Source organism: Pseudomonas sp. NMS19W (assembly GCF_051554255.1).
Classification (GTDB): domain Bacteria; phylum Pseudomonadota; class Gammaproteobacteria; order Pseudomonadales; family Pseudomonadaceae; genus Aquipseudomonas; species Aquipseudomonas kribbensis.
Genome location: NZ_CP136718.1, coordinates 4479726 through 4501536, shown reverse-complemented (window position 1 = coordinate 4501536; position 21811 = coordinate 4479726). Strand labels below are relative to the sequence as shown.

The window sequence follows — 21811 nt, the reverse complement described above, 5'->3', positions numbered from 1 at the left end:
CGCCAGCGTGACTGAGCGAGCCTCTTTTATGGGCGCAGATTACATCGACAACACCAGTCGCCCGGCAAACAGGATCAAAATCACCCCCATGCTGCGCTCGAACCAATGGCCCATGCGCATAAACAACAGCCGCACTTTGCTGCTCGAAAAGAACAATGCAACGATCACAAACCACAACGCGTTCACGCTGCACATCCACAGTCCGTACAGGGCCTGGATTTCCAGCGGCGTGCTGGCGCTGATGATCGTGGTGAAGATCGCCAGGAAAAACAGCGTGGCCTTGGGGTTGGTGGCGTTGGTCAGGAAACCGGTGGAAAACGCCTTGAACAGCGATTGCTCACCCAGCGGTTCATCGCTGACCTTTTCGCCTTCCAGTGCGGTCTTGGGTTTGCTGCGGATCAGGCTGATGCCGAGGTAGAAAATGTAAGCACCGCCCACGACCTTGGCCACCGTCAGGAGCCACGGCGTGGTGTGCATCAAGGCGCCGACGCCCAGCAGGGTATACAGCACGTGCACGGAAATCCCCGCGCCGATGCCCAGTGCCGTGCAGATACCTACCAGCCGCCCGAAACGCACACTCTGGCGAATGGTCACAGCGAAGTCCGGGCCGGGAGCGACCACGGCGAGAAAGTGGATGGTGGCCAGCGCGAGAAACTCGCCCAGGTAATTCGATGTCATTTCAGCTCCAGAAAGTCAGGGGTGATGCATTGCCGCGATAGCCGACAAAAAACGAAAGGCTCAAGCGCGGATCTGCCACGCCCGGCGTTACCGAGTGCATGCGACGCGAATTGAACATGATGAAATCCCCCGGCTCCGGGCGGACTTCAAGGGCGGGTGGGCCGAGCAGTGCCGGGTCGATGCCGTAGCTGTCGCCGCGCATTTCGTCGAAGCGATCCGGTGAAATGTCGTCTTCCCACATCTGTAACGCGCCGCCCTCGGTCGGCATGTTCAGGTAGACGTTGCAGGCAAATTGCGCCTCCAGGCTGCGGGCCTGGAAACTCTCCGGCGCATCCTTGGCGAAAATGTCGTGGTGGGCGAGGAAGCAGACACCGGGTTTGACCACCCGTGACAGACCGACATACATCTTGCGCCCGTACAGGTTCTCCAGATGGGCGCCTGCCGGCCAGGATTCGTCGAGCATGCAGCGCAGGGTATCGATCGGCGAGGAATAGGGCGCGCAGCGATTGCGCAGTTCGGCAATGTTGCCGGTGGCGCGTTCGAAGTAATCCTCGATCAGCAACGGCTGGTTTTCCGCCTCATAGAACGCCATGCCGATGCGGCCAATGCTGGGGGCGTTGATGTAACCCTCGAAGCCGGGCTCGAGGATCTTGTCGCCAATCCGGATCGCCTGGTCTTCAGGCAAAAAGCCTTTGACGCGGATGGCGAGGACTTCTTCGTTGGCCAGTTTTTTTATGCACGTCTCATCGAGACGCTCGACGTCAAGCATCATGGTTTCAGGTCCATCTAACGAGTAGTCAACGGAACCGGCGAATGCGGTTCCCCCGGCGTCGGACGCTGCAACCGGCAGCGTCCGAAATCCTCAATCCACGCTGTAGTGGACGGACAACGTACCCTTCTTCTGCGAAAGGGACGCGATCGTGACTGTGCCCAGATCCTTCAGGCTGCGTACATGGGTGCCGCCGCAGCCGTAGGCTGGCAGCTCACCGAAGCCGATTTCCCGCGCGCCTTCGCGCAGGGATGTCAGGCGGGGCAGGTCGTGTTCGATCCATTGCCCGATGCCGTATTGAACGGTTTGCGCATCGACTTCCTGAGCACAATCCCCAGGCTTGAATTGCACCCGGCCTTCGTCCGGCCAATGGTGTGCCTTGATCGGCATCCAGCCCATGGCCTGGACAAAGTGGCCGATCAAATGCCCGGCGGAGTGCATGCGGGTGTTGAAGCGGCGACGCTCTTCATCGATGCGGATCTGGGTCATGCCCAGTGGCACCGGCTGGTCGACGAAATGAATGATCCGGTCCGGTTCCTGTACGACACGCAAGACCTGGCTGTCGCCGATCCAGCCCGTATCGCAAGGCTGCCCGCCACCTTGCGGGTGAAACAGAGTGGCGCGCAGCACCACAGCGAATTCGTTCTCGTGGGGCGTGCAGTCGAGGACTTCCACATTGGCCTTGAGGTCATCACTATGGAAAAAGAGGCGAAGCGTCATATTCCATGCCCTTATTAAAGTTTCTTTTTTAATTATATGAATCGTGCAATAACGTGATAATCCGTTCAAACATCAAAGGACTGTTGCGCTGTGAGCATAAATCTTCCTCTGCCGTTGCTCGGTGAAATGGCGATTTTCGTCAAGGTCGTGGAGACCGGCAGTTTCTCCGAAGCCGCTCGTCAATTGGGTTCGTCGCCCTCGGCGGTCAGCCGCAGTATTTCTCGGCTGGAAAAGGCATTGGCCACGCGGCTGTTGCAACGCACCACGCGCAAATTGCGCTTGAGCGATGGCGGGGAAGAGGTATTCAAGCGCTGTCAGGAGATGGTCAGCGCCGCTCGGTCGGTGATGGAGATCAGCGGTCAGTTCAACCACGAAGCCGAGGGACTGGTGCGGGTCAGTGTGCCGAAAGCGGTCGGACGCTTCGTGATTCATCCGCATATGCCGGAGTTTCTACGCCGTTATCCGAAGGTTGATGTGGAGTTGCTGCTGGAAGACCGGCAAGTGGACCTGATCGACGATCATGTCGACCTGGCGATTCGCATCACGGAGCGGCCGCCGGCAGGGCTGGTCGGGCGGCAGTTGCTGACCATCGACCATTTGCTCTGTGCAACGCCGCAATACCTGGCCGAGCATGGCACACCGACACATCCCCATGACTTGCTCAATCACAGCTGCATCTATCTGGGCGAAACCCCAAGTGATGCGCGCTGGAAATTCAAGAAAGGCAGCAAAGCAGTGACGGTCGGCGTGCGTGGCCGGTATGCCGCCAATCACACCGGCGTGCGTCTGGGCGCTGTGTTGCAGCACATCGGTATTGGCAGCCTGCCGTACTTCACGGCCCGCTATGCCCTGGAACAGGGGCTGGTCGTGCAGGTTCTGCCGGACTGGACATTCCTGGCGTCCTACCACGGCGGATTGTGGTTGCTGCATTCGCCAACGCGTTATCTGCCGCCGAAGTTGCGGGTGTTTATCGATTATCTGGTGGAGTGCCTGGAGAAAGAGCCGACATTGAGCAAACCGGGAAAACCCAACGCTGCAAAATCGCTGGCCGAGTACGAATTGCCGGAGGGGGAAGGGCTGCTGTAACGGCGGCGCAAAAAAAGGCCCGCATGGATCACCATGCGGGCCTTTTTCATTGTCTGGCGAAAATCAGTGCTTGCTGTCCTGGGCGGACATCGCCAGCAGTTGTTTTTCCTGATTCCAGTCGAACGGTTCATCGTTCTGTTCGGCTTCGTAACGGCGTTCTTCCAGTGCCTGATACATGTCGATTTCTTCATCGGACAGGTAGTGCAGGCAGTCTCCGGCGAAGAACCACAGCAGATCCCGCGGGATCAGGTGGGCAATTTGCGGGTAACGGGTAATCACTTGAGTCAGGATGTCCTGGCCCAGGTATTGGCTTTCGATCGGCTCGATCGGCAGTGACGCCAGCAGTTCGTCGAAACGCTCCAGGAACAGGGCATGGCTTTCTTCGGGAACCTGATCGGCCTCACCTACGGCGACCAGGATACTGCGCAGGTGGTCGAGCAAAACCAGATGATCGGCAACGACGTTGGACACGAGATAAGTCCTCAAGAGCAAAACGGGCGCGGAAGTATAAAGCCCCTGCGCCCGTTTTTCACTGATTGAAGGGATCAGCGGATTTTGCCGTCCGCCGGTTTCAATTCCTCTTTGTCGAAGTCATCGACATCGATCACCTTGCGCCGCGCCGCTTCGGCATCGCGCAGGGTCTGGGCTTCCACCGCCTGCAACACCCCGGCTTCCAGTGCCGCATCGATGGCGTGTTCGCCGGCGACCGGTTTGACCTGGCCGCTCTTGAGCGAGGTGTGCAGTTTCTTGTGCAGCGGTTGCGCAGCGTTCAACTGATCACAGGCGTGTTGCAACGCACCGACCGCATCGTCCGCCGATTGCGGGCGATAGCAGCCGGCGAGCAACTCTTCCAGCGCCGGATCGCCCTTGGCCCGACCGATGACCGCCGCCACTTCGGCACCGAGTCTGTCCGACGGGCCTTTGTGACGACGACCGAACGGGAACACGATCACTCGCAACAGACAGCCGAAAACCCGGTTCGGGAAGTTGGTCAGCAGTTCGTCCAGCGCTTTTTCCGACTGACCGAGGCTTTCCTCCATGGCCCATCTGAACAGCGGCTCCATGTACGCCGGGGAATCGAGGTCGTGGTAACGCTTGAGCGCCGCCGAGGCGAGATACAGGTTGCTCAGCACATCGCCCAGACGGGCCGACAGCCGCTCGCGGCGTTTGAGTTCGCCGCCCAGCAGCATCATGCTCAGGTCGGCCAGCATGGCAAATGCGGCAGCCTGCCGGTTGAGCGCGCGGAAGTAACCCTGGCTGAGCTTGTCGCCCGGCGCATGTTCGAAATGGCCGAAACCCAGGTTCAGCACCAGTGTGCTGGCGGCGTTGCTCACGGCAAATCCAATGTGCTTGAGCAACAGTCCATCGAATTCCTTGAGTGCCTGATCCTTGTCCTCGCGTCCGGCGAGGGCCATTTCTTTCAGTACAAACGGATGGCAGCGAATCGCGCCCTGACCGAAGATCATCAGGTTGCGCGAAAGAATGTTTGCGCCTTCCACGGTGATGAAGATCGGCGCGCCATTCCAGCTGCGGCCCAGATAGTTGTTCGGGCCCATGATGATCGCCTTGCCGCCATGCACATCCATGGCGTGGCTGATGCACTCGCGGCCGCGTTCGGTGAGGTGATACTTGAGAATCGCCGACAGCACCGAAGGCTTCTCGCCCAGATCAACCGCGTTGGCGGTCAGCATCCGCGCAGCGTCCATCATCCACGCGTTGCCGCCGATGCGTGCCATGGCTTCCTGAATGCCTTCGAACGCCGATAGTGGAACATTGAACTGCTCACGGATCTGCGCATATTGCCCGGTCACCAGGCTGGTGAACTTAGCCGCGCCGGTACCCACCGCCGGCAGCGAAATCGAACGCCCCACCGACAGGCAGTTCATCAGCATCATCCAGCCCTTGCCGAGCATGTCCTGGCCGCCGATGAGGAAGTCCAGCGGGATGAATACGTCTTTGCCGGAGTTGGGGCCGTTCATGAACGCGGCGCCCAGCGGCAGGTGGCGGCGGCCTATTTCCACACCGGAAGTATCGGTCGGGATCAGTGCGAGACTGATGCCCAGGTCTTCCTTGTCGCCCAGCAGGTGATCCGGGTCATAGGCCTTGAAGGCGAGGCCGAGCAGGGTCGCGACCGGACCGAGGGTGATGTAGCGTTTTTCCCAGTTCAGGCGCAGGCCGAGAGTTTCCTGGCCTTCCCATTCACCCTTGCAGATGATCCCGGTGTCGGGCATGGCGCCAGCGTCGGAACCAGCGAGCGGGCCGGTCAACGCGAAGCATGGAATATCGTCGCCCCGGGCCAGTCGTGGCAGGTAATGATTGCGTTGTTCGTCGGTGCCGTAATGCAGCAGCAGTTCCGCCGGACCGAGGGAGTTGGGCACCATCACGGTGGAGGCGAGGTCGCCGCTGCGGGTTGCCAGTTTCATCGCCACTTGAGAGTGGGCGTAGGCGGAGAAGCCCTTGCCGCCGAACTCCTTGGGAATGATCAGGGCGAAGAAACCGTGCTCCTTGATGTGGGTCCAGGCCTCCGCCGGCAGGTCCATCGACTGGCCGATCTGCCAGTCGGTGACCATAGCGCAGAGCTCTTCGGTCGGGCCGTCGATAAACGCCTGTTCTTCTTCGCTCAGTTGCGCCTTGGGATAGGACAACAGTTTTTCCCAGTTCGGACGGCCGCTGAACAGTTCACCGTCCCACCACACTGTGCCGGCATCGATCGCATCGCGCTCGGTCTGCGACATCGGCGGCAGGGTTTTCTGGAACCAACTGAACAGCGGCGCGCTGAAGTGTTTGCGGCGCAGATCCGGCAGCAGCAACGGAGCCGCGACGATGGCCAGTACGACCCAGAAGATCAGCAGCAACCAGCCCGGCGCGTGGCTGAAAATACCCATCGCCAGCAAATAGGCCGCGACGATCCCCAATGCCGGCAGCGGGGCGATGCGCCGGTGGGCCAGATACGCCACACCGACGATCAGAACCAGTATCCACAACAACAGCATATTCAATCCTCCGTGAACCAGGGCGAACGACCCTCCAGAGCTTAGACGGCATCTGCAAAACGGGGCGGTCAGAACAAGTTGATCTAAATCGTGGGAAACCCTGGATGGCTTTTGTAGTTTCGGTGGGCAACACGCGTAGGAAATCGTTCGCAGACTCCGCGGCTTTGCGTCCATGTTTGGCCGAAACGTCGTTATCTCTGTGCTGATCCTCTCGCTAGACTCCGGGTTCACCCAGGAGAATGTCGTCATGCGCGAGTATCTGAGCCCCGGCCGCTTCATCGATAGTGACCACCCCTCGGTGGTGGAGTTCGCAGAACGGCACCGTGGTGCCAGCCGCGACCCGCGCGCGCAGGCGATCAGTCTTTATTACGCCGTGCGCGAGGCAGTGCGTTACAACATGTACACCTTCAGCCGCGACCCGCAGACCTTGCGCGGCAGCTACGCGCTGGCGGCGGGCGAAAGTTATTGCGTGCCCAAGGCCACGCTGCTCGCCGGTTGCGCGCGCCATTGCGGGATCCCCGCACGCATCGGTCTGGCGGATGTGAAAAATCACCTGTCGACGCCGCGCCTGCTTGAATTGCTGAGAAGTGAAGTGTTTGCCATGCATGGTTATACCGAGCTGTTTCTCAATGATCGCTGGGTGAAAGCCACGCCCGCGTTCAATCAGAAACTCTGCGAAATGTTCAACGTGGCGCCGCTGGAATTCGACGGCATGAACGACAGCGTTTTCCACCCGTACAACAGCGTTGGCGCGCTGCTGATGGAGTACCTGGTCGATCACGGCCAGTTCGCCGATGTACCGGAATCCTTTTTCTTCGATCATCTGCAGAAATGCTATCCGCACCTGTTCAACGATCAGCAGACGCCACTGTCCAGTGACCTGCGCGGTGATGTCGGCAGCCGCTGATCCGGCGTATGCTGCTCGCCCACTCAATGGAAAAGAGGCGGTCATGCTGAAGATCTGGGGTCGCAAGAATTCGTCGAATGTCAGAAAACCGTTGTGGGCGGCCGAAGAGCTCGGGCTGGCCTACGAGGCGATCGATGCCGGTGGCGCGTTCGGCGTGGTCGACACGCCGGAGTACCGGGCGATGAACCCGAACGGTCGGGTGCCGGTGATCGAAGACGACGGTTTTGTGTTGTGGGAATCCAATGCCATCGTTCGCTACCTGTTGGCCCGGCATGCGGCGAACACCTCGTGGTATCCGGCGGATCTGCAGACCCGCGCCATCGCCGACAAGTGGATGGACTGGACCACGTCCAGTTTCGCAGGTCCTTTCCGCACGGTGTTCTGGGGCGTTCTGCGCACCCCGGCGGACAAGCAGGACTGGCCGGCGATTCATGCTGCGATCAAGGAATGCGAAGGTTTGCTGGCCATGGCCGATCAGGCCCTGAAAAACCAGCCATACCTGTCCGGCAGTGAAATCGGCATGGGCGACATTCCGCTCGGCAGTTTCATTTATGCCTGGTTCGAGATGCCGATCGAGCGCGCGCCGATGCCGCATCTGGAGGCCTGGTACGCGCGACTGAAGCAGCGTCCGGCGTATCGCAAAGCCGTCATGACCGCGTTGACTTAATACCTACTATCGACACACTTGACTGTACTTGTGCGGCGGCGGCAAGCACCATTGCGCTTGTGCGCCGCGGTTGTCTCCCTCGCCGCCCGCCGTCATTCAGTCCTTTTTCTCTTCTTGGTGCGTAATCCGATATGAGTTCCGCTCTGTCCATCCGGCAGCTAACCAAAACCTACGGCAACGGGTTCCAGGCCTTGAGTGGTATCGATCTGGACGTCGCCGAAGGTGACTTCTTCGCCTTGCTCGGCCCCAACGGCGCCGGCAAATCCACAACCATCGGCATTCTCTCGACCCTGGTGAACAAGACCAGTGGCACGGTGAATATCTTCGGTCACGACCTGGACAAGAACCCCGCAGCGCTCAAGCGCTCGATCGGCGTGGTGCCCCAGGAATTCAACTTCAACCAGTTCGAAAAGACCTTCGACATCGTCGTCACCCAGGCGGGCTACTACGGCATTCCGGCGAAAATCGCCAAGGAACGCGCCGAGCAGTACCTGACCCAGCTCGGCCTGTGGGACAAGCGCGATGTGCCGTCGCGTTCGTTGTCCGGCGGCATGAAGCGCCGTCTGATGATCGCTCGGGCGCTGGTGCACGAGCCGCGTCTGCTGATCCTCGACGAACCGACCGCCGGGGTGGATATCGAACTGCGTCGTTCGATGTGGACGTTCCTCACCGAACTGAACCAGAAAGGCATCACCATCATCCTCACCACGCACTACTTGGAAGAGGCTGAGCAGTTGTGCCGCAACATCGGCATCATCGACCACGGCACCATCGTCGAGAACACCAGCATGCGTCAGTTGCTCGGGCAACTGCATGTGGAAACCTTCCTGCTCGACCTGAAGAGCGATCTGGCGGTTGCACCGCAACTGGTCGGTTATCCGTCCCGTCTGGTGGATGCGCACACCCTGGAAGTCCAGGTCGACAAGTCCATGGGCATCACTGCGCTGTTCGGCCAACTGGCCCTGCAGAACATCGAAGTGCTGAGCCTGCGCAATAAAACCAATCGCCTCGAGGAGCTGTTCGTGTCCCTGGTGGAGAAAAATCTGTCGAAGGTGGCGGTATGAGTTCCGAACTGCGCCCCAACCTCGTCGCTCTCAACACCATCGTTTACCGCGAAGTCCGGCGTTTCACCCGGATCTGGCCGCAGACCCTGCTGCCGCCGGCGATCACCATGGTTCTGTACTTCGTGATCTTCGGCAACCTGATCGGCAAGCAGATCGGCGGCATGGGCGGTTTCTCCTACATGGAGTACATCGTGCCGGGGCTGATCATGATGTCGGTGATCACCAACTCCTACGGCAACGTGGTGTCGAGTTTCTTCGGCAGCAAGTTCCAGCGTTCCATCGAAGAACTGATGGTGTCGCCGGTGTCGCCGCACACCATCCTGATCGGCTACACCCTCGGCGGTGTGCTGCGGGGCCTGATGGTCGGCGTCATCGTGACGATCCTGTCGCTGTTCTTCACCAGCCTGCAGGTGCATCACCTGGGCGTTACCGTGCTGGTGGTGGTGCTGACGGCGACGATCTTCTCGCTGCTGGGTTTCATCAACGCCGTGTTTGCGCGCAACTTCGATGATATTTCGATCATCCCGACGTTCGTGCTGACGCCGCTGACCTACCTCGGTGGCGTGTTCTACTCGATCACCTTGCTGCCGCCGTTCTGGCAGACCGTGTCGCTGGCCAACCCGGTGCTGCACATGGTCAACGCCTTCCGTTACGGCATCCTCGGTGTGTCGGACATCCGTATCGGTATCGCGATCACCTTCATGCTGGTGGCGACCGTGGTGCTGTACTTCGGTTGTGCGCGGTTGCTGGTGAGCGGTCGCGGGATGCGTACCTGATCCCTCCGGCGCTGCAATAAAAAACGGCCTCCCACTGCGGAGGCCGTTTTGCATTCACGACTGGCGACTTTTCTTGCGTCGCGCCCATTGCCGGGCGACCCACCAGCGCCAGTACATCATCACCAGACAATAGGCGAGGGCGCCCAGCGCCAGCCCGACCACCACCGAACCGAGCAGGAACGGTTGCCACAGGGTCGAGAGTTCGCCGCTGATCCATTCCCAGGTCAATGAGTCCGGTAGGGTGCGGGCGGGGATGTCCATCAGCCACGCCCCGACTTTGTAGGTGCAGTAGAACACCGGCGGCATGGTGACCGGATTGGTCAGCCAGACCAGGCTGACGGCAATCGGCATGTTGCCGCGCACGGTGATCGCCAGTGCGGCGGCCACCAGCATCTGCGCGGGAATCGGCAGGAAAGCCGCAAAAATGCCGACGGCCATGGCCCGGGCCACCGAGTGCCGGTTGAGGTGCCAGAGGTTCGGGTCATGCAGCAACTTGCCGAGAAAGCGTAAGGATTTGTGTTCCCTGATGCTCGTCGGGTCGGGCATGTAACGTTTGAATAAGCGCCGGGGCATAAGGCTTCTCGGTCGGTTAAGGCGGCAAGTATGTCTGGATTCTACGAAGCGCCCATTCAGACTTTGTGACAATTGTTGACGACGCCCGCGCTCCACAAGCGCTATGCCTGAAGAGGGGACTCTCAAGGACGGGCGTATGCGCACAGGGATGATGGCGCTGGCAGTCGGTCTGCTGGCCCCGGTTTTTTTGCCGGCCTTGCCGCCGGTCGGATGGATGCTGTGTCTGCCGGTGGTGGCACTGATGCTGTTGCCGTTTCGCAGTTATCAGCTGGCATTTTTGTTGTTTGGCTTCGCCTGGTCGTGCATCGGTGCGCAGTGGGCGCTGGATGATCGACTGCCAGCGGAGCTGGACGGCGAGACGCGCTGGGTCGAAGGGCGGGTGGTCGGTCTGCCGCAGAGCGGCGACGGGGTCGTGCGCTTCGAGCTGGCCGATGCCCGTTCGCGTCACGGGAAACTGCCATCGCTGATGCGCCTGGCCTGGTACGACGGGCCACCGATCAACAGCGGCGAGCGCTGGCGGTTGGCGGTCAAACTCAAGCGTCCCGGTGGGCTGCTCAATCCCGATGCCTTCGATTACGAGGCCTGGCTGTTGGCGCAACGAGTCGGTGCCACCGGCACGGTGAAGGACGGCAACCGGCTGGCGGAGGCGCAGTGGGCCTGGCGCGACAGCATCCGTCAGCGTCTGCTGGCGGTGGACACCCAGGGCCGGGGTGCTGCGCTGGCGGCGCTGGTCCTGGGCGATGGCTCGGGGCTCAGTCGTGAGGACTGGCAGATCCTGCAGGACACCGGCACCGTGCATCTGCTGGTGATTTCCGGACAGCACATCGGTCTGCTGGCGGCGGTGATGTACGGGCTGATTGCCGGGCTGGCGCGATTCGGTCTGTGGCCGTTGCGTTGGCCATGGTTGCCGTGGGCGTGTGGTCTGGCGTTCGCGGCGGCGTTGGGTTACGGGCTGCTGGCCGGGTTCGATGTGCCGGTGCGGCGGGCCTGCGTGATGGTTGCGCTGGTGTTGCTGTGGCGATTGCGCTTTCGCCATCTCGGTGCCTGGTGGCCGTTGTTGCTGGCTTTCAATGGTGTGCTGCTGATGGACCCGCTGGCGGCTCTGCGCCCAGGGCTATGGTTGTCCTTCACGGCGGTGGGAGTGCTGATTTTTACGTTCGGCGGTCGACTGGGGCCGTGGCGCTGGTGGCAGACCTGGACGCGGGCGCAATGGCTGATCGCGATCGGTTTATGCCCGGTGTTGCTGATCCTGGGCCTGCCGATCAGCCTCAGCGGGCCACTGGCCAATCTGCTGGCGGTGCCGTGGATCAGTTTTGCGGTGCTGCCGCCGGCATTGCTCGGCACTTTGTTGTTGCCGATTCCCTATGTCGGCGAAGGCCTGTTGTGGCTGGCCGGCGGGCTGGTCGATGGATTGTTCCGTGCCCTGGCCCTGATCGCCGGGCGCTGGCCGGCGTGGGTGGCGCCATCGATGCCGGGATGGATCCTGACGCTGGGCTGCATCGGTGCCGTGTTGTTATTGCTGCCCCGAGGCATTCCATTGCGTCCCCTGGGCTGGCCGTTGCTGCTGGTGCTGGCATTTCCGCCCAGGGAGCGACTGGCCGAAGGCGTGGCGGATGTCTGGCAACTCGACGTCGGCCAAGGGCTGGCGATTTTGATCCGCACCCGTCACCACACATTGCTGTACGACACCGGGCCGCGCTTCGGCGATTTTGATGTCGGCGAGCGAGTGGTGCTGCCGGCCTTGCACAAACTGGGTGTGGAGCGACTCGATCTGATGTTGCTTAGTCATGCTGACGCCGACCATGCCGGTGGGGCGCTGGCCGTGGCAAAGAGCTTGCCGGTCACTCGGGTAATCAGCGGCGATCCGCCGGGGCTGCCCGAAGCGCTGAATGCTGAAACCTGTGAAAGCGGTCGGCAGTGGCAGTGGGACGGCGTTGCCTTTCATCTATGGCAGTGGGCCGGTGCCCAAGACAGCAATCAGCGCTCCTGCGTCCTGCAGATCGAAGCCAACGGCGAGCGACTGCTGCTGACCGGCGATATCGACGTCGCTGCCGAACGGGATTTGCTCAACAGCGTGTTGGCGGTCCCTACTCAATGGCTACAAGCCCCGCACCATGGCAGCCGCAGTTCCTCATCGATGGCGTTGCTCAAGGCTTTGCAGCCCCGGGACGTGCTGATCTCCCGGGGGCAGGGCAATTCGTTCGGGCATCCGCATCCGACCGTCATCGCCCGTTACCGCAAGCAGGGTTTGCGCATCCATGACAGCGCCGAGCAGGGTGCCATTCATCTGCAACTGGGCCGATTTCAGCCGGCCCGGTCGATGCGTCAGCAACGCCGGTTCTGGCGCGACCCGCCGCAGCCGGGGGCGGCGCACCGTTGAGTACGGTCGTCGGGGTGACGGGTCTTTATCGCGAACCGGTATGGTAAAGTGGCGCACTTTTTCGAGGGGGCTGTCACTGTGTGGGAATTGGTCAAATCCGGCGGCTGGATGATGTTGCCGATCATTCTGAGTTCCATCGCCGCCATGGCGATCGTCGCCGAACGCCTGTGGACGCTGCGCGCCAGTCGCGTCACCCCTGAGCATCTGCTGGGTCAGGTCTGGGTCTGGATCAAGGACAAGCAGCTCAACAAGGAAAAACTCAAGGAATTGCGCGCCAACTCGCCGCTGGGTGAAATCCTCGCCGCGGGCCTGGCCAACTCCAAGCATGGTCGCGAGATCATGAAAGAGTGCATTGAAGAAGCTGCCGCCCGGGTCATCCATGAGCTGGAACGCTACGTTAATGCGCTGGGCACCATCGCCGCCATGTCGCCGCTGCTGGGTCTGCTGGGTACGGTGCTGGGCATGATCGATATTTTCAGCGCCTTCACCGGTTCCGGCATGACCACCAACGCCTCGGTGCTCGCCGGTGGTATCTCCAAGGCGCTGATCACCACGGCGGCGGGCCTGATGGTCGGTATCCCGTCGGTGTTCTTCCACCGTTTCCTGCAACGCCGCATCGATGAACTGGTGGTCGGCATGGAGCAGGAAGCAATCAAACTGGTGGAAGTGGTGCAGGGCGACCGTGACGTCGATCTGGCCGGGGGCAAAGCGTGAAATTCCGTCGCAAGCCTCGGGAAACCATCGATATCAACCTCGCGTCGCTGATCGACGTGGTGTTCATTCTGCTGCTGTTTTTCGTCGTGACCACCACCTTCACTCGCGAAACGCAGCTGCGCGTCGATCTGCCGGAAGCGGTCAGCGGCTCGCCGGCCGAGGATCAGCAGGTCAAGCAACTGGACGTCGCCATCAGCGCTGAAGGCGTGTTCTCGGTGAACAACAAGATCCTGCCGAAGAACGACCTGGCGACCCTGATGGAAGCCATGCAGAAAGAAGCCAACGGTGACACCAACATGCCGTTGTCGATCAGTGCCGATGGCAAGACCCAACATCAATCCGTGATCACCGCCATGGACGCGGCCGGCAAGCTCGGTTTCAGCCATTTGCGCATGACCACGGTCGAGGCGGCGCCCAAATCCTGATGGCCATGTCCGATCGTCTGCTCGCCGCGTGGTATCAGGGGCATCCGGCCCTGACGCTGTTGCGGCCGCTGGAGTGGCTGTATCGCCGCGTGGTGGCTGGCAAGCGTCAGCGTTTTCTCGACGGCGAGGGCGAGATCTATCAATCGCCGGTGCCGGTGATCGTGGTCGGCAATATCACGGTGGGTGGCACCGGCAAGACGCCGATGATTCTGTGGCTGATCGAACACTGTCGGCGCAGCGGATTGCGGGTCGGTGTGGTAAGCCGTGGCTACGGCGCCAAACCGCCGCAATTGCCGTGGCGGGTCGAAGCCGATCACGGCGCCGACATTGCGGGTGATGAGCCGCTGCTGATCGTGCAGCGCACTGGTGTGCCACTGATGATCGATCCGAATCGCGGCGCTGCCGTCAAAGCCTTGCTGGCCAGTGAACCGCTGGACCTGATCCTGTCCGATGACGGCATGCAGCACTATCGTCTGGCGCGGGATCTTGAACTGGTGCTGATCGACGCCGCCCGTGGGCTGGGCAACAAGCGCTGCCTGCCCGCCGGCCCCTTGCGTGAACCGATCGAGCGTCTGCAAAGCGTCGATGGCGTGCTGTTCAACGGCGCCCCTGAGGATCGCGAGGACGGTTTCGCTTTCCGTCTGCAACCCACGGCGCTGGTCAATCTGCTCAGCGGCGAACGCCAGCCCCTCGAGCATTTTCCAGCTGGCCAGGCACTGCATGCAGTTGCCGGGATCGGCAATCCGCAACGTTTCTTCAATACCCTCGAAGCGCTAGACTGGCGGCCTGTGCCCCACGCGTTTGCCGACCACGCCGAATACAGCGTGCAGGCCTTGAGTTTCACGCCGTCATTGCCAGTGGTGATGACCGAAAAGGACGCGGTGAAGTGCCGCGCCTTCGCTGCCGCCGACTGGTGGTACCTGGCGGTCGATGCCGTGCCGTCGCCGGCCTTCGTGGCCTGGTTCGACACGCAGCTGATGCGCCTGTTGCCGGATCGTCTTTTGCCTTAAACCGTTTTATCCAGGGAATGCTCATGGACACCAAATTGCTCGACATCCTCGCTTGCCCGGTCTGCAAAGGCCCGCTCAAGCTCAGCGCCGACAAGACCGAACTGATCAGCAAGGGCGCCGGACTGGCGTACCCGATCCGTGACGGCATCCCGGTCATGCTGGAAAGCGAAGCCCGCACCCTGACCACCGACGAGCGTCTGGATAAATGACCACAGCCTTCACCGTTGTCATCCCGTCGCGCTACGCCTCGACCCGCCTGCCGGGTAAACCGCTGCTGGATATCGCCGGCAAGCCGATGATCCAGCACGCCTGGGAGCAGGCGAGCAAAAGCAGCGCCAGCCGTGTGGTCGTGGCCACCGACGACGCGCGTATCGTCGAGGCCTGCAAGGCTTTCGGCGCCGAAGTGGTATTGACCCGTGAAGATCACAACTCCGGCACTGATCGCCTGGCCGAAGTGGCTGCAAAGCTGGGCCTGGAGCCGGATGCCATCGTGGTCAACGTCCAGGGTGACGAACCGCTGATCCCGCCAAGCGTGATCGATCAGGTCGCCGCCAATCTTGCGGCCCACACCGAAGCGCGCATGGCCACCCTGGCCGAGCCGATCGAGGACGTGGAAACCCTGTTCAATCCGAACGTGGTCAAGGTCGTCAGCGACCTCAACGGTCTGGCGCTGACCTTCAGCCGTGCGACCCTGCCATGGGCCCGCGACGCATTTGCCAAGAGCCGCGACGTGCTGCCGGAAGGCGTGCCGTATCGCCGCCACATCGGCATCTACGCCTACCGCGCCGGTTTCCTTCAGGACTTCGTGAGCTGGGGGCCGTGCTGGTTGGAAAACACCGAATCCCTCGAACAACTGCGTGCCTTGTGGCACGGCGTGCGGATTCATGTGGCTGACGCATTGATCGCGCCGCCAACCGGAGTCGACACCGCCGAAGACCTCGAGCGCGTCCGTCGCCTGCTGGAGGCCTGATGCGCGTTCTGTTCGTGTGCCTGGGCAACATCTGCCGTTCGCCCACTGCCGAAGGCGTCATGCGCGCCAAGCTGCGTGAGGCCGGCCTGGACGCTCAGGTCGAAGTGGCTTCCGCCGGCACCGGTGACTGGCACGTCGGCAATCCGCCGGACAAACGCAGTCAGGCTGCGGCCAAACTGCGTGGTTATGACTTGTCGGCGCAACGTGCGCAGCAAGTCAGCCGCGCCGATTTCGCCAGCTACGACCTGATCCTCGCCATGGACAACAGCAACCTGAGAAACCTCAAGGCCTTGCAACCGTCGACTGGCAAGGCCGAGCTGGACCTGTTCCTGCGTCGCTATGAAGGCGAAGTCGATGAAGTGCCGGATCCGTATTACGACGGCGATCAGGGTTTCGAGCAGGTGCTGGATCTGATCGAGCGCGCCTGCGACCGGTTGCTGATCGAAGTGAAGGGCCGGTTATGAGTTTGCAGGTACACCCTCAGGTTTCCCTGAAACCTTTCAACACCTTTGGCGTCGACGTTCGCGCGCAACTGTTTGCCGAAGCCCACAACGACGCCGATGTGCGCGAAGCCCTGGCTTATGCGGCCGCCCACGATGTGCCGTTGCTGGTGATCGGCGGCGGCAGCAATCTGCTGCTGACAGCGGACATCCCGGCACTGGTGCTGCGCATGGCCAGCCGTGGTATCCGCGTCATCAGCGACGATGGTAATCGCGTGGTGATCGAGGCCGAGTCGGGTGAGCCGTGGCATCCATTTGTCCTGCATACGCTGGCGCTGGGTTTTTCCGGGCTGGAAAACCTCAGCCTGATCCCCGGCACCGTCGGCGCTGCGCCGATGCAGAACATCGGTGCCTACGGTGTCGAGATCAAGGACGTGTTCGCCGGCCTGACGGCGCTGGATCGTCAGACCGGCGAGCTGCGCGACTTCAGTCTGGAAGAGTGCAACTTCGCCTACCGCGACAGCGTGTTCAAACAGCAGCCGGGTCGCTGGTTGATCCTGCGGGTGCGCTTCGCACTGGATCGAATCGCCCATCTGCACCGGAATACGGCCCGGTGCGTCAGCGCCTGAGCGAGCTGGGCATCGAGCAGCCGACGCCGACGGATGTCAGCCGCGCCATTTGCAGCATCCGCAGCGAGAAGCTGCCGGACCCGGCGGTGCTGGGCAATGCCGGCAGTTTCTTCAAGAACCCGCTGGTGTCGGCGGCGGTAGTTGCGCAGATCAAGGCGCAGCACCCGGATCTGGTGGCCTACGCGCAACCGGGCGGGCAGATGAAGCTGGCGGCGGGCTGGTTGATCGAGCGGGCAGGCTGGAAAGGTTTCCGTGAGGCCGATGCCGGCGTGCATAAATTGCAGGCGCTGGTGCTGGTCAATTACGGCGCGGCAACCGGGCTGCAACTGCTCGATCTGGCGCAACGTATCCAGAAAGACATTGCAGAACGTTTCAATGTCGAGCTGGAAATGGAGCCCAACCGGTATTGAAGCAGCTCCAAGCTTCAAGCTCCGAGCGACAAGCTACAATTCCAGATCGTGAATGAGCTACTGCTTTTGCTCGAAGCTTGTAGCTAGAAGCTCGTAACTGAAAAGCCCTGTCTCAGCAGGGCTTTTTCGCCTGAGTCGATCTGCGTGAACCCACCGCTGATTTCCGGCGGCAGATTGCTCGACCCCATAACCTCCATGAATATGCGGGCGTGCCCATGATTACCCTGAAACTCAATGGCCAAGACCATCCACTCGATGTCACCGAGGACATGCCCCTGTTGTGGGCGATCCGTGACGTCGCCGGTTACAGCGGCACCAAGTTCGGCTGCGGCATGGGCCTGTGCGGCGCCTGCACCATTCATATCGACGGATTGCCGGTGCGTAGCTGCATCACGCCGATCGGTTCGGTGGCCGGGCAGAATGTGACGACCATCGATAACCTGCATGCCGATCCGATAGGCCAGATCGTCCAGCAAGCCTGGCTCGACACCGCCGTGGCCCAGTGCGGTTTCTGTCAGGGCGGGCAGATCATGTCCGCCACCGCGTTGCTCAAGACCAACCCGAACCCGAGCGACGAGCAGATCGAAGAGGCGATGGTCGGCAACATCTGCCGTTGCGGCACCTACAACCGGATCAAGACCGCCATCCGCCAGGCCTCCACTCACCTGAAGGAGGCCAAGGCATGAGCCGCTTGCCGAATGATTTCGCCCTGAGCAATCTGAGTCGCCGGGGTTTCCTCAAGGGTGTTGGTGCCACCGGCGCGCTGGTGCTGGCCGCCAGTTGGGGCTGGCAGGATGCATTGGCCGAAGACAAACCGAAGAAATTCGGCGCCGATGGCATGCCCAACGGCTGGATCGATGATCCGAAGGTCTACGTCAGCATTGCCGCCGACGGCATGGTGACCGTGGTCTGCAACCGCTCGGAAATGGGCCAGGGCGTGCGCACCAGCCTGACCATGGTGGTCGCCGATGAGCTGGAGGCCGATTGGGCCCACGTCAAAGTGCAACAGGCACCGGGCGATGAAGTGCGTTTCGGCAACCAGGACACCGACGGCTCCCGCAGCATGCGCCACTGGTACGAGCCGATGCGTCGTTGCGGCGCCGCTGCCCGGACCATGCTGGAGCAGGCTGCGGCCGCGCAGTGGAAGGTGCCGGTCAGCGAATGCCGCGCGCAATTGCATAAAGTCATTCACACGCCGTCCGGGCGCGAGCTGGGTTACGGCGAATTGGCCGCTGCGGCCAGTGCGTTGCCGGTTCCGGCTCGTGACAGCCTGCGGCTCAAGCAGCCGTCGGAATTCCGCTACATCGGCAAGGAAGGGACGAAAGCCATCGACGGCGAAGACATCGTCAATGGCCGCGCCGTGTATGGGGCCGACGTGCATTTCGACGGCATGCTGTACGCCGTGATCGCCCGCCCTGCGGTGTACGGCGGTAAGGTCAAGTCGGTGGACGACAGTGCCGCGCTGAAAGTGCCGGGCGTGCTGAAAGTCATGCAGATCGAACCGCGACCGCTGCCTTCGGAGTTTCAGCCATTGGGCGGCGTGGCCGTGGTGGCCAGCAACACCTGGGCGGCGCTCAAGGGCCGCGAGGCGCTGAAGATCGAGTGGGGCGACGGCCCGAACGCCAGTTATGACTCGATCGCCTACCGCAAGGAGCTGGAAGCCGCTTCGCTGAAACCGGGCAAAGTGGTGCGCAACACCGGCGACATCGAAAAAGCCATCGGCAGCGCTGCCAGCACCCTGGAAGCTTCTTACTACTTGCCGCATCTGGCACAGGCACCGATGGAGCCGATGGTGGCCATCGCTCGCTATAAAGAGGGTGTGTGCGAGGCTTGGGCGCCGAGTCAGGCACCGCAGGTCACCCGTGAGCGGATCGCCGAACGCCTCGGTCTGCCGTTCGATAACGTGACCTTCAACGTGACTTTGCTCGGTGGTGGTTTCGGTCGCAAGTCCAAGCCGGATTTCGTTGTCGAAGCTGCCATTCTGGCCAAGGAATTTCCCGGCAAGGCTGTGCGGGTCCAGTGGACGCGGGAAGACGACATCCACAATTCGTATTTCCACACCGTGTCCGCCGAATACCTCAAGGCCGGCGTGGGTAAGGACGGTTTGCCGTCCGCCTGGTTGCACCGCACGGTGGCGCCGAGCATCACCGCGCTCTTTGCGCCCAACATGAATCACGAAGCCGCGTTCGAGCTGGGCATGGGCTTCACCAACATGGCTTACGCGATTCCCAACGTACGCTTGGAAAACCCTGAAGCCACAGTACACACGCGGGTCGGCTGGTATCGCTCGGTGTCGAATATTCCCCATGGTTTTGCGATCCAGAGCTTCGTCGACGAACTGGCGCACAAGGCCAAGGAAGATCCGCTCAAGTACCAGATCAAACTGCTCGGCCCGGATCGACAGATCGACCCGCGCACGCTCAGCGAAGAGTGGAACTACGGCGAATCCCCCGAGCGTTATCCGATCGATACCGGGCGTATGCGCACCGTGCTGGAAACCGCGGCCAAGGCGGCCGGCTGGGGGCGGAAATTGCCCAAGGGCCGTGGCCTCGGCCTGGCAGTGCATTACAGCTTCGTCACTTATGTGGCGGCAGTAATCGAAGTCGAGGTCAAGGACGACGGTACGCTGATCGTGCACAAGGCCGACATCGCCGTGGATTGCGGGCCGCAGATCAATCCCGAACGGATCCGTTCGCAGTTCGAAGGCGCCTGTGTGATGGGCCTGGGCAATGCCGTGTGGGGCGAGATCAGCTTCAAGGACGGCAAGGTGCAGCAGGACAACTTCCATATGTATGAAGTGGCGCGCATGTCGCTGGCACCGAAGGAAGTGGCGGTGCATCTGGTGACGCCGCCGGGCGAGGTGCCGCTGGGTGGTGTCGGTGAGCCGGGCGTGCCGCCGATTGCGCCGGCGTTGTGCAATGCGATCTTCGCCGCGACCGGCCAGCGCATCCGCAGCCTGCCGGTGCGTTACCAGTTGCAGGGCTGGCAAAAGGCGCAAGCGTGATGGACAGCGCCGATCTCAATGTCCTGCGCAGCGTCCTGGAGTGGCGCCGCGCCGGGCAGCGGGTGGTGTTGTTCACTGTCGTGCAGACCTGGGGTACTGCGCCCCGGGCACCCGGCGCGATGCTGGCGCTGCGCGAAGATGGCGTGGTGATCGGTTCGGTGTCCGGCGGCTGTGTCGAGGACGATCTGATAGCCCGGCTGCATGACGGGCGGATTCCCGCCGACGGGCCGCCGGTGCAGTTGATCACCTATGGCGTGACCCGGGAGGAGGCGGCGCGGTTCGGCCTGCCGTGCGGCGGCACTTTGCGCCTCACCGAAGAGCGAGTCGGCGATCCCGCGTGGATCGCCGAATTGCTGGCGCGTTGTGAGGCTCATGAAATCGTTGCTCGTGAACTGAGCGTCGAAAGCGGTGAAGTGATTCTTTCGCCGGCGAGCAAAACGGATGCATTGGTTTTTGATGGCAAGACCTTGCGTGCCATTTGCGGCCCACGCTGGCGTCTGCTGCTGATCGGCGCCGGGCAGTTGTCGCGTTATGTGGCCGAAATGGCGCGGCTGCTGGATTTCGAAGTGCTGATCTGCGATCCCCGGACCGAGTTCGTGTATGACTGGGAAGAGCAGCATGGCCGTTTTGTCCCCGGCATGCCCGATGAGGCGGTGTTGAGCATTCAAGCAGACGAACGCACCGCCATTGTTGCCCTGACTCACGATCCGCGTCTGGACGACATGGCGCTGCTGACGGCGCTGGATTCCAGGGCGTTTTACGTCGGTGCCCTGGGCTCGCGCGTCAACAGCCTCAAGCGCCGGGAATACCTGGCTGAGCTAGGCTTGTCGCAAGCGGCCATCGCTCGATTGCACGGGCCGATCGGTCTACCCATTGGCAGTCATTCCCCGGCGGAAATCGCGTTGTCGTTGCTGGCGGAAATCGTCGCGATCAAGAATGGTGTCGAGTTGAAGCAGAAGAAGGCAGAGCGCGTATGAGTCGAACCATCGGAGTGATTGTGCTGGCGGCAGGCGAGGGCAGCCGCTTTCGCGAAGTGGCAGGTGCCGACAAGGACAAGCTGCTGGCCGATTGCACGGGGCGCGACGGAGCCGTTCGTTCAGTGATCGAGCAAACGTTGGTGAACCTGCCGGCGAGTCTCGACAAGCGAGTGCTGGTGACGACCGAAGCACGGCCACAGGCGATGCGGATGGCGCAGGCTTATGGGTGCGACATTGTTTCGATCGAGTCTACGGGGATGGGTGACAGCATTGCGGCGGGTGTGGCGGCTTGCCCGGATGCCGATGGCTGGCTGATTGTGCTGGGCGATATGCCGTTTATTCTGCCATCGAGCATTGAACAGGTAGTGGCGTCGATTGCCGACGATGCGGTCAGTGTTCCGGTGCAGGGTGGCGAGTTTGGACATCCGGTCGGATTTGGTCGCTCGTTTGGGCCGGGGTTGATGGCATTGTCCGGTGATCGCGGGGCCAGGCCTTTGTTCAAGCAGGGGCGGGTGGTCGAGGTTGCTGTGGATGATCCTGGCATGCTGTGGGATATCGATGTGCCGCAGGCACTGGTTTTTCCGCAGGCCTGATACAAACCGCGAGGCATAAAAAAAGC

22 protein-coding genes and 1 pseudogene are annotated in these 21811 nt (G+C 61.7%); 17 read left to right on the top strand and 6 right to left on the bottom strand.

Annotation, left to right across the window (positions count from 1 at the left end):
• Nucleotides 1–39: 39 nt before the first annotated feature.
• From R1A29_RS20525 to R1A29_RS20515, 3 genes are all read right to left on the bottom strand, one after another.
• Nucleotides 40–678: a LysE family translocator gene (locus tag R1A29_RS20525; RefSeq protein WP_438299409.1), complete on the bottom strand. Its 639-nt coding sequence runs from the start codon at nt 676–678 to the stop codon at nt 40–42.
• A 1-nt stretch (nt 679) separates the two neighbouring features.
• Nucleotides 680–1450, bottom strand: a complete 771-nt coding sequence (locus R1A29_RS20520; protein ID WP_085710954.1) for a 2OG-Fe(II) oxygenase — start codon at nt 1448–1450, stop codon at nt 680–682.
• Between the two features lie 90 nt (nt 1451–1540).
• Entirely contained in the window at nt 1541–2167 is a 627-nt protein-coding gene (locus R1A29_RS20515; protein ID WP_438299407.1) for an alanyl-tRNA editing protein, read from the bottom strand.
• Nucleotides 2168–2257: 90 nt separating this feature from the next.
• On the opposite strand from R1A29_RS20515, the gene R1A29_RS20510 reads away from it, so the two are divergent.
• Nucleotides 2258–3253 carry a LysR family transcriptional regulator gene (locus tag R1A29_RS20510; RefSeq protein WP_438299406.1) on the top strand — a complete coding sequence of 332 codons (996 nt, stop codon included), beginning with the start codon at nt 2258–2260 and terminating at the stop codon, nt 3251–3253.
• A gap of 63 nt (nt 3254–3316) precedes the next feature.
• On the opposite strand, the gene R1A29_RS20505 is transcribed toward R1A29_RS20510, so the two are convergent.
• Nucleotides 3317–3724, bottom strand: a complete 408-nt coding sequence (locus R1A29_RS20505) for a PA2817 family protein (protein WP_007950758.1) — start codon at nt 3722–3724, stop codon at nt 3317–3319.
• 74 nt (nt 3725–3798) lie between these two features.
• On the bottom strand, nt 3799–6246 hold the full coding sequence (locus tag R1A29_RS20500; RefSeq protein WP_438299405.1) for an acyl-CoA dehydrogenase: 2448 nt from the start codon (nt 6244–6246) through the stop codon (nt 3799–3801).
• 247 nt (nt 6247–6493) lie between these two features.
• Between R1A29_RS20500 and R1A29_RS20495 the strand changes: the two genes are divergently transcribed.
• From R1A29_RS20495 to R1A29_RS20480, 4 genes are all read left to right on the top strand, one after another.
• A complete protein-coding gene (locus R1A29_RS20495; protein ID WP_438299404.1) occupies nt 6494–7153 on the top strand; it encodes a transglutaminase-like domain-containing protein in 660 nt (219 codons plus the stop codon).
• Between the two features lie 43 nt (nt 7154–7196).
• Nucleotides 7197–7820, top strand: coding sequence for a glutathione S-transferase family protein (locus tag R1A29_RS20490; protein WP_134827769.1), 624 nt, complete (start codon nt 7197–7199; stop codon nt 7818–7820).
• A gap of 131 nt (nt 7821–7951) precedes the next feature.
• Nucleotides 7952–8884 (top strand): ABC transporter ATP-binding protein, encoded by a 933-nt coding sequence (locus R1A29_RS20485; protein ID WP_134827768.1) that lies wholly within the window; start codon nt 7952–7954, stop codon nt 8882–8884.
• A complete protein-coding gene (locus R1A29_RS20480; RefSeq protein WP_085710947.1) occupies nt 8881–9660 on the top strand; it encodes an ABC transporter permease in 780 nt (259 codons plus the stop codon). The genes R1A29_RS20485 and R1A29_RS20480 overlap by 4 nt, the downstream gene beginning before the upstream one ends.
• Nucleotides 9661–9714: 54 nt before the next feature.
• On the opposite strand, the gene R1A29_RS20475 is transcribed toward R1A29_RS20480, so the two are convergent.
• Nucleotides 9715–10233 carry a DUF2062 domain-containing protein gene (locus tag R1A29_RS20475; RefSeq protein ID WP_114884766.1) on the bottom strand — a complete coding sequence of 173 codons (519 nt, stop codon included), beginning with the start codon at nt 10231–10233 and terminating at the stop codon, nt 9715–9717.
• Between the two features lie 136 nt (nt 10234–10369).
• Between R1A29_RS20475 and R1A29_RS20470 the strand changes: the two genes are divergently transcribed.
• The 12 genes and pseudogenes from R1A29_RS20470 to R1A29_RS20415 all read left to right on the top strand — a co-directional run bounded on the left by R1A29_RS20470 (nt 10370) and on the right by R1A29_RS20415 (nt 21785).
• Nucleotides 10370–12613: a DNA internalization-related competence protein ComEC/Rec2 gene (locus R1A29_RS20470; RefSeq protein WP_438299403.1), complete on the top strand. Its 2244-nt coding sequence runs from the start codon at nt 10370–10372 to the stop codon at nt 12611–12613.
• Nucleotides 12614–12691: 78 nt separating this feature from the next.
• Entirely contained in the window at nt 12692–13327 is a 636-nt protein-coding gene (locus R1A29_RS20465; protein ID WP_162803506.1) for a MotA/TolQ/ExbB proton channel family protein, read from the top strand.
• On the top strand, nt 13324–13752 hold the full coding sequence (locus tag R1A29_RS20460; protein WP_007950767.1) for an ExbD/TolR family protein: 429 nt from the start codon (nt 13324–13326) through the stop codon (nt 13750–13752). The genes R1A29_RS20465 and R1A29_RS20460 overlap by 4 nt, the downstream gene beginning before the upstream one ends.
• Nucleotides 13752–14762 (top strand): tetraacyldisaccharide 4'-kinase, encoded by a 1011-nt coding sequence (gene lpxK, locus R1A29_RS20455; RefSeq protein WP_438299402.1) that lies wholly within the window; start codon nt 13752–13754, stop codon nt 14760–14762. The genes R1A29_RS20460 and lpxK overlap by 1 nt, the downstream gene beginning before the upstream one ends.
• A gap of 23 nt (nt 14763–14785) precedes the next feature.
• Complete coding sequence (locus tag R1A29_RS20450) at nt 14786–14971, top strand: Trm112 family protein (protein ID WP_003179363.1); 186 nt, start codon at nt 14786–14788, stop codon at nt 14969–14971.
• Nucleotides 14968–15732, top strand: coding sequence for a 3-deoxy-manno-octulosonate cytidylyltransferase (kdsB, locus tag R1A29_RS20445; protein ID WP_433898330.1), 765 nt, complete (start codon nt 14968–14970; stop codon nt 15730–15732). Before R1A29_RS20450 ends, kdsB begins: the two co-directional genes overlap by 4 nt.
• Nucleotides 15732–16196 (top strand): low molecular weight protein-tyrosine-phosphatase, encoded by a 465-nt coding sequence (locus R1A29_RS20440; protein WP_085710942.1) that lies wholly within the window; start codon nt 15732–15734, stop codon nt 16194–16196. The genes kdsB and R1A29_RS20440 overlap by 1 nt, the downstream gene beginning before the upstream one ends.
• Nucleotides 16193–17211 (top strand): annotated as a pseudogene (gene murB, locus R1A29_RS20435) (UDP-N-acetylmuramate dehydrogenase). The gene R1A29_RS20440 and the pseudogene murB overlap by 4 nt, the downstream one beginning before the upstream one ends.
• Nucleotides 17212–17426: 215 nt before the next feature.
• Nucleotides 17427–17897: a (2Fe-2S)-binding protein gene (locus R1A29_RS20430; RefSeq protein ID WP_265813554.1), complete on the top strand. Its 471-nt coding sequence runs from the start codon at nt 17427–17429 to the stop codon at nt 17895–17897.
• On the top strand, nt 17894–20215 hold the full coding sequence (locus R1A29_RS20425; protein ID WP_438299401.1) for a molybdopterin cofactor-binding domain-containing protein: 2322 nt from the start codon (nt 17894–17896) through the stop codon (nt 20213–20215). Before R1A29_RS20430 ends, R1A29_RS20425 begins: the two co-directional genes overlap by 4 nt.
• On the top strand, nt 20215–21192 hold the full coding sequence (locus R1A29_RS20420) for an XdhC family protein (protein WP_438299400.1): 978 nt from the start codon (nt 20215–20217) through the stop codon (nt 21190–21192). Before R1A29_RS20425 ends, R1A29_RS20420 begins: the two co-directional genes overlap by 1 nt.
• Nucleotides 21189–21785 carry a nucleotidyltransferase family protein gene (locus R1A29_RS20415; protein WP_438299399.1) on the top strand — a complete coding sequence of 199 codons (597 nt, stop codon included), beginning with the start codon at nt 21189–21191 and terminating at the stop codon, nt 21783–21785. The genes R1A29_RS20420 and R1A29_RS20415 overlap by 4 nt, the downstream gene beginning before the upstream one ends.
• Nucleotides 21786–21811 lie beyond the last annotated feature (26 nt).